Source organism: Microbacterium sp. F2E (genome assembly GCF_020905435.1).
GTDB classification, from domain to species: Bacteria; Actinomycetota; Actinomycetes; order Actinomycetales; family Microbacteriaceae; genus Microbacterium; species Microbacterium lacticum.
In genome coordinates, this window is the sequence record NZ_JAJJIB010000014.1 from 55,090 (window position 1) to 68,610 (window position 13,521).

16 protein-coding genes and 1 tRNA gene are annotated in these 13,521 nt (G+C 71.2%); 11 read left to right on the top strand and 6 right to left on the bottom strand.

The features are described 5' to 3' along the window. Positions 1-113 precede the first annotated feature (113 nt). The 7 genes from LOK55_RS11035 to der are packed head-to-tail and all read left to right on the top strand — an operon-like array spanning position 114 to position 6,513. Complete coding sequence (locus LOK55_RS11035) at positions 114-947, top strand: ParA family protein (protein WP_229935403.1); 834 nt, start codon at positions 114-116, stop codon at positions 945-947. Next, positions 931-1,791: a ScpA family protein gene (locus tag LOK55_RS11040; protein ID WP_196324610.1), complete on the top strand. Its 861-nt coding sequence runs from the start codon at positions 931-933 to the stop codon at positions 1,789-1,791. Before LOK55_RS11035 ends, LOK55_RS11040 begins: the two co-directional genes overlap by 17 nt. Further along, positions 1,781-2,407: an SMC-Scp complex subunit ScpB gene (scpB, locus tag LOK55_RS11045; RefSeq protein WP_229935404.1), complete on the top strand. Its 627-nt coding sequence runs from the start codon at positions 1,781-1,783 to the stop codon at positions 2,405-2,407. The genes LOK55_RS11040 and scpB overlap by 11 nt, the downstream gene beginning before the upstream one ends. Then, the gene (locus LOK55_RS11050) at positions 2,404-3,180 is read left to right on the top strand and encodes a pseudouridine synthase (protein ID WP_229935405.1); all 777 of its coding nucleotides are present in this window, start codon (positions 2,404-2,406) and stop codon (positions 3,178-3,180) included. The genes scpB and LOK55_RS11050 overlap by 4 nt, the downstream gene beginning before the upstream one ends. 9 nt (positions 3,181-3,189) lie before the next feature. Further along, positions 3,190-4,311 (top strand): prephenate dehydrogenase, encoded by a 1,122-nt coding sequence (locus LOK55_RS11055; RefSeq protein WP_229935406.1) that lies wholly within the window; start codon positions 3,190-3,192, stop codon positions 4,309-4,311. Beyond that, complete coding sequence (gene cmk / locus LOK55_RS11060; protein WP_229935407.1) at positions 4,308-5,000, top strand: (d)CMP kinase; 693 nt, start codon at positions 4,308-4,310, stop codon at positions 4,998-5,000. The genes LOK55_RS11055 and cmk overlap by 4 nt, the downstream gene beginning before the upstream one ends. Beyond that, positions 4,990-6,513 carry a ribosome biogenesis GTPase Der gene (gene der, locus LOK55_RS11065; RefSeq protein ID WP_229935408.1) on the top strand — a complete coding sequence of 508 codons (1,524 nt, stop codon included), beginning with the start codon at positions 4,990-4,992 and terminating at the stop codon, positions 6,511-6,513. The genes cmk and der overlap by 11 nt, the downstream gene beginning before the upstream one ends. Positions 6,514-6,698: 185 nt before the next feature. Here der and LOK55_RS11070 read toward each other — a convergent pair whose 3' ends face one another. Together LOK55_RS11070 and LOK55_RS11075 are read right to left on the bottom strand one after the other, a co-directional pair. Beyond that, positions 6,699-7,439, bottom strand: coding sequence for an anaerobic ribonucleoside-triphosphate reductase activating protein (locus tag LOK55_RS11070; RefSeq protein ID WP_196324604.1), 741 nt, complete (start codon positions 7,437-7,439; stop codon positions 6,699-6,701). After that, the gene (locus LOK55_RS11075; protein WP_374107654.1) at positions 7,409-9,373 is read right to left on the bottom strand and encodes a ribonucleoside triphosphate reductase; all 1,965 of its coding nucleotides are present in this window, start codon (positions 9,371-9,373) and stop codon (positions 7,409-7,411) included. Before LOK55_RS11075 ends, LOK55_RS11070 begins: the two co-directional genes overlap by 31 nt. Before the next feature lie 97 nt (positions 9,374-9,470). On the opposite strand from LOK55_RS11075, the gene LOK55_RS11080 reads away from it, so the two are divergent. Continuing rightward, the gene (locus LOK55_RS11080; RefSeq protein WP_229935410.1) at positions 9,471-10,373 is read left to right on the top strand and encodes an NUDIX domain-containing protein; all 903 of its coding nucleotides are present in this window, start codon (positions 9,471-9,473) and stop codon (positions 10,371-10,373) included. Positions 10,374-10,423: 50 nt separating this feature from the next. Beyond that, a complete protein-coding gene (locus tag LOK55_RS11085; protein WP_229935411.1) occupies positions 10,424-10,801 on the top strand; it encodes a DUF2809 domain-containing protein in 378 nt (125 codons plus the stop codon). On the opposite strand, the gene LOK55_RS14120 is transcribed toward LOK55_RS11085, so the two are convergent. The 4 genes from LOK55_RS14120 to LOK55_RS11100 are packed head-to-tail and all read right to left on the bottom strand — an operon-like array spanning position 10,764 to position 12,475. Further along, positions 10,764-11,084, bottom strand: a complete 321-nt coding sequence (locus tag LOK55_RS14120) for a lysoplasmalogenase family protein (RefSeq protein WP_308066664.1) — start codon at positions 11,082-11,084, stop codon at positions 10,764-10,766. The two genes, LOK55_RS11085 and LOK55_RS14120, sit on opposite strands and share 38 nt — an antisense overlap. 9 nt (positions 11,085-11,093) lie before the next feature. Continuing rightward, positions 11,094-11,456: an RNA-binding S4 domain-containing protein gene (locus tag LOK55_RS11090; protein WP_141380924.1), complete on the bottom strand. Its 363-nt coding sequence runs from the start codon at positions 11,454-11,456 to the stop codon at positions 11,094-11,096. Next, on the bottom strand, positions 11,453-11,881 hold the full coding sequence (locus LOK55_RS11095; protein ID WP_229935412.1) for a tautomerase family protein: 429 nt from the start codon (positions 11,879-11,881) through the stop codon (positions 11,453-11,455). Before LOK55_RS11095 ends, LOK55_RS11090 begins: the two co-directional genes overlap by 4 nt. 15 nt (positions 11,882-11,896) lie before the next feature. Further along, positions 11,897-12,475 carry a GNAT family N-acetyltransferase gene (locus tag LOK55_RS11100; RefSeq protein ID WP_229935413.1) on the bottom strand — a complete coding sequence of 193 codons (579 nt, stop codon included), beginning with the start codon at positions 12,473-12,475 and terminating at the stop codon, positions 11,897-11,899. Between the two features lie 103 nt (positions 12,476-12,578). On the opposite strand from LOK55_RS11100, the gene LOK55_RS11105 reads away from it, so the two are divergent. Together LOK55_RS11105 and LOK55_RS11110 are read left to right on the top strand one after the other, a co-directional pair. Next, positions 12,579-12,652 (top strand) — tRNA-Pro (locus tag LOK55_RS11105). A 323-nt stretch (positions 12,653-12,975) separates the two neighbouring features. Continuing rightward, positions 12,976-13,521: transposase (locus tag LOK55_RS11110; RefSeq protein WP_229935414.1), on the top strand; the 546-nt coding region annotated here is incomplete at its 3' end.

The following is a 13,521-nucleotide window of genomic DNA, read 5'->3' on the forward strand; positions in this document are numbered from 1 at the left end:
GGGCGCCTGTGCGAGAATCGCAGGGCGGGTCCTGGGAAGGACGGCAGAAAGCAGGAGTGTCGGTGGCGGAGAAGACGCGGGGGACGAAGACGGCCCGGGCGGAGGATGTTCCGATGGGGCCGACCGGTCGCCCCTACCACGGGTTCCCGACCCCGCCCGCGCTGAGCTCGCACGGCCCCGCCCGCATCATCTCGCTCTGCAACCAGAAGGGCGGCGTGGGCAAGACCACGACGACCATCAACCTCGCCGCCTCGCTCGCCCAGTACGGCCGACGCGTGCTCGCGGTTGACTTCGACCCCCAGGGCGCGCTCTCGGCCGGCCTCGGCATCACCACCCACGACGTGCCGACGATCTACGACCTGCTGCTCGACACTAAGCGCGATCCGCACGAGGTGATCGTGCAGACCTCGACCCCGGGCCTCGACGTGCTGCCCGCGAACATCGACCTGTCGGCCGCCGAGGTGCACCTCGTCAACGAGGTCGCCCGCGAGACGATCCTCTCGCGCGTGCTCCGCAAGGTGTCGGGCGAGTACGACGTGATCCTCGTCGACTGCCAGCCCTCGCTGGGCCTCCTCACCGTCAACGCCCTGACCGCGAGCCACGGCGTGCTCATCCCGCTCGAGTGCGAGTTCTTCGCCCTGCGCGGCGTCGCGCTGCTCATCGAGACGATCGACAAGGTGCGCGACCGCCTGAACCCCGCGATCGAGCTCGACGGCGTGCTCGCCACGATGTACGACCCGCGCACGCTGCACTCGCGAGAGGTGCTCGAGCGGGTCGTCGAAGCATTCGGCGACGACGTGCTCGAAACCGTCATCGGCCGCACGGTGAAGTTCCCGGATGCCTCGGTGTCGGGCGTGCCCATCACCCAGTTCGCGCCCGAGCACGCGGCGGCCCAGGCATACCTGCGGCTCGCGCGGGAGCTGGTCGCCCGTGGCGCCGTCGCCTGACGACGCTTCGCCGTCGCGGGACCGGGCACCGGAGGCATCCGCGCCCGAGGCATCCTCGCCCGAGCCGGGCTTCCGCGTGTCGCTCGCCGGGTTCGACGGCCCGTTCGACCTGCTGCTGACGCTCCTCGGCAAGCACGAGCTCGACATCACCGAGATCTCGCTGTCGAAGGTCACCGACGAGTTCATCTCGTATCTGAAGGGTCTCGATGCCGAGGAGGAGCTCGAACAGGCATCCGAGTTCCTCGTCGTCGCGGCGACGCTGCTCGACATGAAGGTCGCGGGGCTGCTGCCGCAGGGGGAGCTCGTGGATGCCGAATCGGTCGCCCTCCTCGAGGCGCGCGACCTGCTCTTCGCCCGCCTGCTGCTGTACCGGGCGTTCAAGGAGGTGTCGGCGTGGTTCGAGCGGAACCTGCGCCGTGAGGACCGGCGGCACGTGCGGGCGGTGCGCCTCGACGAGAAGTACCGGAACGCCGTGCCCGAGCTCGTCTGGACGCTCTCGAAGGACGACTTCGCCGCGATCGCGCTGATGGCCTTCACCCCGAAGGAGATCCCGCACGTCGGGCTCGACCACCTGCACGCGCCGCTCGTGTCGATCCGCGAGCAGGCCGCCGTGGTCGTCACGCTGCTGCGGGCGGCGGGCACGCTGAGCTTTCGGGAGCTCGTCGCCGGCACGACGCAGACCGGCGTCGTCGTCGCGCGCTTCCTCGCGGTGCTGGAGCTCTACCGGCACGCCGCCCTCTCGTTCGAGCAGCTCGAGCCGCTCGGCGAACTGACCCTGCGCTGGACCGCGGAACGCTGGTCCGAAGAGAACCTCGCCACGTTGGGAGCCGACTATGACCACTGACCCCTCCCTCACCGCAGACTCCGCGGTGACCGACGACGCGCCCGCGCGCTCGCAGGAGCCGGTCGACATCGCCCGGCGGATCGAGGCGATCCTGCTCGTCGTCGACGAGCCGCAGAGCCTCGTCGCGCTCGCTGCGGCGGTCGGCTCACCCGTGCCCGCGGTGCGCCAGGCCGTTGACGCGCTGGTCGCCGACTACGACGGCGAGGCCGGCGGGCCGCGCCGCGGCTTCGAGCTGCGCGAGGTCGGCGGCGGCTGGCGCCTGTACGTGCGCGAAGAGCACGACGACCTCGTGTCGGAGTTCGTCAACGCGCAGGCGCCCAGCCGCCTGTCGCAGGCGGCCCTCGAGACCCTCGCCGTCATCGCGTACAAGCAGCCGGTCACCCGCAGCCAGGTCGCCGCGATCCGCGCCGTCAACGTCGACTCGGTCGTGCGCACGCTCGTCGCGCGCGGCCTGATCACCGAGGTGTTCACCGACCCCGACACCGGCGCGATCAACTACGGCACGACCGACGCGCTGCTCGTGAACCTCGGCATCAACTCGATCGACGAGCTGCCGCACATCTCGCCGCTGCTCGACGACGGCGCCGACGGATTCGAATCGGAGGTGCTGCGATGAACGAGGCAGCAGAGGGCGTTCGCCTGCAGAAGGTGCTCGCGAACGCCGGCGTCGCCTCGCGGCGCGTGTGCGAGGAGTACATCGTCGACGGCCGCGTGCGGGTGAACGGCCGTGTCGTCACCGAGCTCGGGACGCGCATCGACCCGACATCCGACCTCGTCGACGTCGACGGCACCGCGATCCAGCTGGATGCCACGAAGCGCTACATCATGCTCAACAAGCCGACCGGGGTCGTCTCGTCGATGAAGGACGAGCAGGGGCGCCCCGACCTCCGCCGCTTCACGCGGGAGTGGCCCGAGCGGCTCTACAACGTGGGCCGGCTCGACGCGGAGACGAGCGGACTGCTCGTGCTCACCAACGACGGCGACCTCGCGCACGTGCTCGCGCACCCCTCGTTCGGGGTCACGAAGGTCTACATCGCGAAGGTGTCGGGCCGGGTGACGCCCCAGACGATCGCGACCCTCACCCGGGGGATCGAGCTCGACGACGGCCCGATCGCCGCGGACAAGGCGCGACTGCTCGACTCGTCGGGGACGGGGGAGCGCGGCACGAGCCTCGTGGAGCTGACCATGCACTCCGGGCGCAACCGCATCGTCCGGCGCATGATGACCGCCGTCGGTCATCCCGTCATCGATCTCGTCCGGCGTCAGTTCGGGCCCCTCCACCTGGGAGCCCTCCCGGCGGGGCAGGCGCGGGAGTTGACTACAGTGGAACGCGGCGCCCTGCTCACTGCGGCGCGCCAGGCGGCGCCCACGCCGCCCGGGGACTCTTAGGCGGAGACTGTGACCGACTCGATCACGACGGGTGCCGGCGTGCGCGCCGCGCGCACTTCGGGGACCGTGCGCGTCGTCGGGGCGGGCCTGCTCGGCGCGAGCATCGGGCACGCCCTGCGCGGCCTGGGCGTCGACGTGGCGCTCGCCGATGCATCGCCGGCTCAGCTGCGTCTCGCGGTCGACTACGGTGCGGGCCGCCCCGCCGCCGATGACGACGACCCGGTGCTCGTCGTCGTGGCGACCCCGCCCGACGTCGTCGCCGACGTCGTCGAGCGAGAGCTGCGCGCCCACCCGCGCGCCGTCGTCACCGACGTCGCGAGCGTCAAACTCGAACCGCTGCACGCGCTGCGGGCACGCGGGGTCGACCTCACCCACTACATCGGCTCGCACCCGCTCGCCGGTCGCGAACGGGGAGGTGCCATCTCGGCGCGCGCCGACATCTTCGTCGGCCGGCCGTGGGTCGTGTGCCGCGACGGCGAGACGCCCGCGTCCGACCTCGCGGTCGTCGAAGGGCTCGCGCTCGATCTCGGCGCGACGCCGATCGAGATGACACCCGAGGAGCACGACCGCGCGGTCGCGCTCATCTCGCACGTACCGCAGCTGGTGGCATCCCTGCTCGCCGGGCGCTTCGTCGACGCGCCCGACGGCTCGCTGCGCCTCGCCGGCCAGGGCGTGCGCGATACGACCCGGATCGCCGCCTCGGCGCCCGAGCTCTGGGTCCAGATCCTCGGCGCCAACGCCGAGCCGGTCGTGGACGTGCTCGACGCCCTCGCCGACGACCTCCGGGGCGTCGCCGAGGCCCTGCGCCACCCCGAAGCCCCCGGCGCCCGCCGCGCGGTCGCCGACACGATCCGCCGCGGCAACGACGGCGTCGAGCGACTGCCCGGCAAGCACGGCCAGAACCGCCGCTTCGAGTCGCTCGTCGTCATGGTCGACGACACCCCCGGCCAGCTCGGGCGCCTCTTCGGCGAGCTCGGCGAGCTCGGCGTCAACGTCGAGGACCTGCGCCTCGAGCACTCGCCCGGCGCGCAGTTCGGCCTCGCGGAGATCAGCGTCGTCCCGGGCGCCGTCCGTCATGCCGAAGAGGGTCTCGCCGCCCGCGGCTGGAAGATCGCGAGCCTCCCCTCATGACCCTCACCATCGCCATCGACGGGCCCGCCGGCTCGGGCAAGTCCAGCGTCTCGAAAGAGGCCGCGCGGCGCCTGAGCTACGGCTACCTCGACACCGGCGCCGCCTATCGCGCCCTCGCCTGGCACACGCTCGCGCGCGGGGCGGACACCGCCGACGAGGCCGCCGTCATCGACGCGGCATCCGACTTCCCCTACGCCATCTCGCTCGACCCCGACGATTACTGGGTGCGGGTGGGCGACACCGACGTGACCTCCGCGATCCGCGAGCCGCGCGTCTCCGCCGCCGTCAGCGGCGTCGCCCGGGTCGCCGCCGTGCGGGAGCGGGTCAACGACCTGTTCCGCACGCTCGTCGCGGCATCCGCCCTTCCCGGCGTCATCGTCGAGGGGCGCGACATCACGACCGTCGTCGCGCCCGACGCGCCGGTGCGGATCCTCCTCACCGCCGCGTCGGAGGTGCGCGCCGCCCGGCGCAGCGCCGAACTCACCGACGAGGATGCCGCGGCCGTCGCCACCGCCCTGCACCGCCGCGACGCGGCCGACAGCCAGGTCGTCGACTTTCTCACCGCCGCCGACGGCGTGAGCGTGGTCGATTCGACCGATCTCGATTTCGCACAGACAGTGGAGGCCGTTCTGCAGCTCGCCGCCGCGGTGACCGCCCCCACGACACAGGAGAACCACGATGGCCGTTGAAGAAGAGTACGAAGGCGGCCCCGACCGCCTCGAAGAGAAGATGGCGGGCCTCGACGAAGAGCTCGCCGAATCGCGCGCCGAGGCGCTGCGCGCGTCGCTGGCCGACTACGACCTCGACGACGAAGACGCCGACCTGCTCGCCGGGCTCACCGCCGGCGGCGAGGTCGTCGAGCTGCTGCCAGCGCTGCCGGTGGTCGCGATCGTCGGGCGGCCGAACGTCGGCAAGTCGGCGCTCGTGAACCGCATCCTCGGCCGCCGCGAGGCCGTCGTCGAGGACACCCCGGGTGTCACGCGTGACCGCGTGACGTACAAGGCCGAGTGGATGGACCGCCGCTTCACCCTCGTCGACACGGGCGGGTGGGAGCCGGATGCCAAGGGCATCGACCGCTCCGTCGCCGCGCAGGCCGAGGTCGCGATCGACCTCTCCGACGTGGTGCTGTTCGTCGTCGACGCGATGGTCGGCGCGACGGCGACCGACGAGGCCGTCGTGCGGCTGCTGCGCACCACGAAGAAGCCCGTCTTCCTCGTCGCGAACAAGATCGACGACGCTCGGCAGGAGCCGGAGGCCGCGGCCCTGTGGAACCTCGGTCTCGGTGAGCCCCACCCCGTCTCGGCGATCCACGGGCGCGGCGTCGCCGACCTCCTCGACGAGGTCATGAAGGTGCTGCCCGACGTCTCCGCCGTCGCGAAGGCGGAGCTCGGCGGCCCGCGCCGGGTCGCGATCCTCGGGCGCCCGAACGTCGGCAAGTCGTCGCTGCTGAACAAGGCGGCAGGCGAGGAGCGCGTCGTCGTCAACGAGCTCGCCGGCACCACCCGCGACCCGGTCGACGAGATCGTGGAGCTTGGCGGCAAGCTGTGGCGCTTCGTCGACACTGCCGGCATCCGTCGCCGTGTGCATCTGCAGCAGGGCGCCGACTTCTACGCGTCGCTGCGCACCTCGGCGGCGCTCGAGAAGGCCGAAGTCGCCGTCGTCGTGCTGGATGTCTCGCAGTCGATCAGCGTGCAGGACCTCAACATCATCGACCTCGTGCTCGAGTCGGGGCGTGCGCTCGTGCTGGCGTTCAACAAGTGGGACCGCCTGAACGACGACGACATGGAGAACGCCGACCGCCGCCGCTACCTCGAGCGTGAGATCGAGCAGGATCTCGCGCACGTGCAGTGGGCGCCGCGCGTCAACATCTCGGCGCGCACGGGCCGGCACCTTGACAAGCTCGTGCCCGCGCTCGAGACGGCGCTCGCCTCATGGGATCAGCGGATCCCGACGGGCAAGTTCAACGCGTTCCTCTCCGAGCTCGTCGCCGAGCACCCGCACCCGCTGCGGGGCGGCAAACAGCCCCGCATCCTGTTCGGCACGCAGGCCTCGACCCGCCCGCCGACATTCGTGCTGTTCACCACCGGGTTCCTCGACCCCGGCTACCGCCGGTTCATCCAGCGGCGCCTGCGCGAGATCTTCGGCTTCGAGGGCACGCCCATCGTCACGAACATGCGCGTGCGCGAGCGCCGCCAGCGCTGACCCGCCCGGCGGGCGGTGCGGTGCCGCGGGCGCGTCCGTACTCCGCGCTCGCGGTGCATAACGTCGGAGATTCGGCGCGTGACAGGCTCCTGACGAGCCAGAACGCCGCTCGGACGCGAAATCTCCGACGTTATGAACGGGCGACCCCGGGCACCCCGGCCCGCGAGGCGGCCCGGCGGCCCCGCTCAGCGCACGACGAGGCTGGCGAAGCGGTCGGTCGGCAGGTCCGCGAGAGTGAGCGCGGATGCCTCGGCATCCATCGGCTCGATCCGGGGGAGCGGGCTGCGCGTTCCCGTCTCGCGGAACCGCTGCACCGCCCAGCAGTCGACGCCCGCGTCCGCCAGGCGACACCCGAGCTCGCGGAGCCCGCTGTCGTCGATCGCGGCGGGGTGCACGGTCGTGCGCACCTCGAGGTCGAGCGGGCGGTCGGATCCGGCCCGCAGCAGCCGGTTGCCGAGCACGAGCTCGAGCGACCGCCACGCGTTCTCGGCGCTGTGCGGGCGGCCCGTGACGGCGTCGTACCCGCCCGGGAGCGCCTTGATGTCGAGCCCGACCCAGTCGACGTGCGGGAGCGCCTGCGCGAGAAGACCCGGATAGGCGCCCCCGGTGTGCAGCCCGACGCGGAAGCCGAGCGAGCGCACGATGTCCATCGCGGGCAGCAGGGCGCGCTGCAGCGTCGGCTCTCCGCCGGAGAACACGACCCCGTCGAGCAGCCCGATCCGGTCGCAGAGCAGGTCGAGCACGTCGCTCCACGAGTACGCGCCCTCGGCTCGCGGGTCGATGAGCGCCGGGTTGTGGCAGTAGAAGCAGTTCCACGGGCATCCCTGCAGGAACACCGTCGCGGTCAGCATGTCGGGCCAGTCGACCGTCGAGAACGGCGTCACGCCGGCGATGTTCAGCTCACTGGCTGCGGTGACCCGTGCCATGGTGCCTCCTCGCGGACCGAATCACCCGAATCTGTCGAGTCTCCCGAGCCCGACGAGTCACCCGGATCGCCGGGTGTCGCGGTGGAGAAGTAGGCCCGCTCCTGAGCTTCCCCCTTCTTGCCGATGTTGAAGCTCTCGATGGGCCGGAAGTAACCCATCACGCGCGTCCACACTTCGCAGGCGGCACCGCAGTCGGGGCACTGCTCGTGGTGGCCCGAGCGGTAACCGTGGGCCGGGCAGATCGAGAACGTCGGCGTGACGGTGATGTAGGGCAGCCGGTAGCGCGACAGCGAACGGCGCACGAGTTCGCGGCACGCCTCCGCGCTCGGCATCGCCTCGCCGATGTAGAGGTGCAGCACGGTGCCGCCGGTGTACTTCTGCTGCAGCGGCTCCTGCAGCGCCATCGCGAGGAACGGGTCGGCGGTGTACCCGACCGGCAGCTGCGACGAGTTCGTGTAGTAGGGGTTGTGGTCGGTGCCCGCGTGACGGATGCCGGGGAGGCGTGCGATGTCCTCCTTCGCGAACCGGTAGGTCGTCCCCTCGGCGGGGGTCGCCTCGAGGTTGAACAGGTGGCCGGTCTCCTCCTGGAACTCCACCATGCGCGCCCGCACGTGGTCGAGCAGCCGCGCGGCGAGGGCCATGCCCGCTTCGGTCGTGATGTCGTCGGCGCCGCGGGTGAGGTTCCGCACATACTCGTTGATGCCGTTGACGCCGATCGTGGAGAAGTGGTTGTCGATCGTGCCGAGGTAGCGCTGCGTGTAGGGGAACAGGCCGCCGTCGAGGTGGCGGGCGATCGTGGCGCGCTTGGCGACGAGGCTGTCGCGGGCGATCTCGAGCAGTTCGTCGAGGCGCGCGAGCGCGGCATCCTCATCGGCGGAGTGCACGAAGCCGATGCGCGCGCAGTTGATCGTCACGACGCCGATCGAGCCGGTCTGCTCCGCCGAACCGAAGAGGCCGTTGCCGCGCTTCAGCAGCTCGGTGAGATCGAGCTGCAGGCGGCAGCACATCGAGCGGATCATGTGCGGGTCGAGGTCGGAGTTGACGAAGTTCTGGAAGTACGGGAGGCCGTACTTCGCCGTCATGGCGAACAGGGCGTCGGTGTGCGGACCGTGCCAGTCGAAGTCCTCGGTGATGTTGTAGGTGGGGATCGGGAAGGTGAACGCGCGCCCGTCCTGGTCGCCCTCGGTGAGCACGTCGATGAACGCGCGGTTGATGAGCGCCATCTCGTCGGCGAGGTCGCCGTAGGTGAACGGCTGCACCTCTCCGCCGATGAGGGGATGCTGGTCGGCGAGGTCGTCGGGGCACACCCAGTCGAAGGTGAGGTTCGTGAAGGGGGTCTGCGTGCCCCAGCGGGAGGGCACGTTGAGATTGAAGACGAACTCCTGCATCGCCTGCCGCACCTGGGGGTAGGTGAGGGCGTCGAGCCGCACGAACGGCGCGAGGTAGGTGTCGAACGAGGAGAACGCCTGCGCGCCCGCCCACTCGTTCTGCAGCGTGCCGAGGAAGTTCACGAGCTGGCCGAGGGCGCTCGAGAAGTGCTTCGGCGGTGCGGAGGCGATCTTGCCGGGCACGCCGTTGAACCCCTGCTCGAGCACCATGCGCATCGACCAGCCGGCGCAGTAGCCCGCGAACACGTCGAGGTCGTGGATGTGCAGGTCGCCTTCGCGGTGCGCGGTGCCGGCTTCGGGGGCGTAGACCTCGTCGAGCCAGTAGTTGGCGATGAGCTTGCCCGCGGCGTTGAGGATCATCCCGCCGAGGGAGTAGCCCTGGTTCGCATTGGCGTTGACGCGCCAGTCGGCGCGGGCGAGGTATTCGTCGATCGTCTCGGCGACCGAGACGGTGCGGGGGGATGCCATGGTGTGCTGCTCTCTGTGTCGTGCGGGTGGTCGGGTGAGTCGGGCGGTAACACGCTCTTTGGTATGACCACACCATATCTTGTGGTCTGACACTGAATTCGGAGCAGATGTGGTGTGTCGCGTACATCCCGGTCATCTGCGCGCCGCCGGCGCACGAGTGTGACAGGCTGATGCGGTGACGATCGTGCCGCCCGCCCCGGGGGAGCCGCGCCGCCCCGAGGGGCCGCGCGATCCCGGCGACGCATGGGTCGTGACCGACGACGGGGCCCGGTACTGGGGGCGGTTCGGCGCGGCGGGGCTGCTCGCGGTCGACCCGCGACGCGGGGTGCTGCTGCAGCATCGCGTCGCCTGGAGTCATCACGGCGACACGTGGGGCCTTCCCGGCGGCGCGCGTCACGAGGGGGAATCGGCCTGCGACGGGGCGCTGCGGGAGTCGGCCGAGGAGGCCGGCGTGCCCGGTGACGCGGTGCGCCCACGACTGATCAGCGTGTACGACATCGGGGTGTGGTCGTACTCGACCCTCGTCGCCGACGTCACGACGCCCTTCGAGCCGGTGATCAGCGACCCCGAGAGTCGCGAGCTGGCCTGGGTTCCGGTCGACGAGGTGGAGTCGTACCTGCTGCATCCGGGGTTCGCCGCCTCGTGGCCGCGGCTGCGCGGTCTGCTGCCGGTGCGGCCCGCGCTCGTCGTCGACGCCGCGAACGTCGTCGGCTCGGTGCCCGACGGCTGGTGGCGCGACCGGGCCGGCGCCACTGCGAAGCTGCGCGACGCGCTCGCCGCCCTCGCCGAGCGCGGGGTGGATGCCTCGGCGCTCGATCTGCCCGAGAGCACCTGGTTTCCCGAGCTCGTGCTCGTCGTTGAGGGGGAGGCGCGCGCGCTCGCCGACGATCCCGCCGGCGCCGTGCGCGTGGTGCGTGCGGACGCCGCCGGAGACGACGCGATCGTCGCGGCGGCGCAGGACCTGCGAGCGGAGGGCCGCTCGGTCATCGCCGTGACGAGCGACCGCGAGCTCTCCGAGCGGCTCGAGCGCAGCGAGGCATCCGTTCGGCCCGTCTCGTGGCTGCGCGGTCAGCTCTGACGCGTCGCGCCGCGACCCGGCGCCGTGTCGTCGCGGTGCTCGGAGCGTGCGTGATCGTCGTTGCCGGGCTCGTCGTGCACGGCCTGCCGGGCGCGTCGGCCCTCTCCGATATCGCGGGCGACGCGCTGTACACGGCTCTGGTCTACCTCGGCGTGGTCGCGGTGTGGCCACGCTGGTCACCTGCGGTCGCCGGTGCGGTGGCGGCGGGCTGGTGCGTCGCCGTCGAGCTGTTCCAGCTGACCGGGCTGCCGGCGCGGTGGGGAGCGGCCTGGTCGCCTGCCGCGCTCGTGTTCGGCTCGGCGTTCGACGCGCGCGACCTCGTCGTCTACGTGGCGACGGCCGCGCTTGTGGCCGGAGCGGACGCCGCGGGGGCGTCGGTGGCATCCGCGCTCACGCGGCGCCGGAGGTCTCCCGCGGCGCGTCGGTGATCGCGTCGCTGTCAGCGAGGGCGTGGGGGCGTCGGGCGCGGAGCAGGGCGACGGTGCCCGCGGCGAGCAGCCCCTGGCCGAGGCCGTAGGTCGACATCACCGCGACATCTCCGATGACGGCGTCGGCCCCGGGGAGGAACAGCCGCAGTGCGAGCAGGGTATCGGAGGCGAGGAAGAGAAGGCCCCCGAGCGCGGTCGCGCGCGAGCTGAGCGCCGCCGCGGCGGCGGTGACGGCGAGGACGGGGTCGGACGGTGAGGGAGGTGCGCGGGTGCGGGTGGGGATGCCGGTGGGTCAGTCGCGCCCGCGCAGGTGGTCGATCTCGCGGCGCTCGCGCTTGGTGGGTCGGCCGGCGCCGCGATCGCGAACGGCGGTGAGGGCGACGGGTTCGCGCGCGGGTGTGCGGTCTTCGGCGGCGAGGACGGCGAGGGGTGCGCCGACGCGTTTGGTCAGCAGCTGGCGGACGACCAGGATGCGGTCGAATCCGGAGATGCGCACGCGCAGCTCGTCGCCGATGCGCACGGGTTGGGAGGCTTTCGCCTTGTCGCCGCCGACGCGCACGTGGCCGGCTCGGCAGGCGGTCGTGGCGGCGGAGCGAGTCTTGTAGACGCGCACGGCCCACAACCAGGCATCCACCCGCACCGATCCGTCGCTCACGCTGTCGATTCTCGCATCGCCGGGCGGGTCACACCTCGACGTCGAACCCGAGGTCGACGTCGGCGGCGGGGACGCCGGCGGTCGTGCCCCAGTTCGCGAGCGGAATCTCGCGCAGGGATCACACTCACGTGGCCGCGCGGGATGCCCGCGACGGCGAGCCGGACGGCGATCTCGGCGTAGAGGTGACGCTTGGCGTCGAGCGAACGACCGGCGAAGCAGTCGATCGTCACGAGCGTGTAGCTCTCGGGGGGCGCGAGCCCATCGGGCGGGTCGAAGCGCTCAGGGGCGTGCGCGATCAGGCGTACGCCGCGATCTTCGCGGGGGATGCGGAAGGCGGCGACGAGCGCTTCGTGCACGGCGTCGAGGATCTGGCGCGCACTGTCGGCGTCGTAGCTGCGGCGGACTTCGACGAGAGTCTTCGGCATGGACAGCCTCCGGGGTCAGGCGAGGGAGAGCGAGACGATCGGGCGGCTGCGGGTCGGGCGGGCGACTTCGGTGAAACCGGCGTCGACGAAGGTCGACAGGGCGCCGTGGTAGAGGTCGTTCGCGGATGCCTTGGCCACAGCGGTGTCGACCGGGTAGCCCTCGACGACGCGGGCGTCGTGGGCGCGGGCATGGTCGACGGCGGCGTCGCGGAGGCGGGCCGCGATGCCGTTGCCGCGGTGCTCGCGGCGCACCACGAAGCACGTGATCGCCCAGACCGAGGGGTCGTCGAAGGGTTCGGGGGACTGCTGGAAGTTGCGCGTGCGCGCCAGGCGCGGCTGGTCGGGGCGCGGTGAGACCTTCACCCAGCCCGCGGCCTCGTCGTCGACATAGGCGAGGAGCGCGGAGGCGACGGGCGCGGCGAGATCGCCGCGCAGCAGCTCGCGCCGCTCGTCGCGGGTGGCGGCGCTGAAGTCTTTGGCTCGCAGCATCCACCACTGGCACCAGCACGAGGCGCCGTCGCCCCCGCCGGTGAGCGCGTGCTCGACGTCATCGAAGCGATCGGCAGATGCCGCGGCAATGCGGATCTCAGTCAAGCGCCGACCCTACCGGCCGCCACCCACACGCACCACGCGTCGGTTCGCGAGGGGCATCGGGACAGGCTACGATAGGGGAGTTGTCCGCGTGCGGACGACGGACCGGGATGTGGCGCAGCTTGGTAGCGCACTTGACTGGGGGTCAAGGGGTCGCAGGTTCAAATCCTGTCATCCCGACAAAAAGCCCTGGTGAGAGGCAACTTTCACCAGGGCTTCGTCGTTTCTGGACGTGGTCACTGGCTGGTCCACTCGCTCGATCTGCTCGATCCGTGCGCCGCGGGAGTGGACCACTCCTGTTCGGCGTCGTCGCCCGTGAAGTGCACCAATAGGTGCCCGAGGAGTGGACCAGAATCCGCGCAGGACGGTGCTCCGGCCCCTTCTGGAAGGGTCGGAGCGGGTGTCGGAAGGCGGTCACAGGCGGGGTCCGTCGCGGGGGTCTGTCGGAAAGTTTGTGTGTGAGGGGTTCGGCGTGATCGGTTCGGCTTCGGTCGGACGGGAAGATGAATCACGTCATGAGCACTGAATTGAAGACAACAACTGAGCAATCCGAGACCGTCGATCTGCGAACCGGGGAGGTCCTTCCTGCGCCGCCGAATTTCACCGCGGTCGCGGAGCAACTCGTGGCCGCCGCTCGTGGTCAAGGGATCGAACTGACTGGCCCGAACGGGCTGCTGGCGGGACTGACCCGGCAGGTCCTGCAGTCCGCGTTGGAAGCGGAGCTGACCGAGCACCTCGGCTACGACCCGGGCGATCGGGTCGGGAAGCAGACGCCGAACAGCCGGAACGGATCCACGCCGAAGACGGTGCGGACCGAGATCGGCGATCTCACGATCCAGGTCCCGAGGGACCGGGCGGGCACGTTCGCGCCGGTGGTGGTGCCCAAGCATCAGCGCCGGATCGCGGGGTTCGACGAGGCGGTGATCTCGCTGTATGCGAAGGGCATGACCACCGGCGATATCGCCAAGCACCTCTCCGATCTCTACGGATCAGACGTCTCTCGTGATCTGGTGTCGACGGTGACCGACAAGGTGCTCGGCGACATGCAG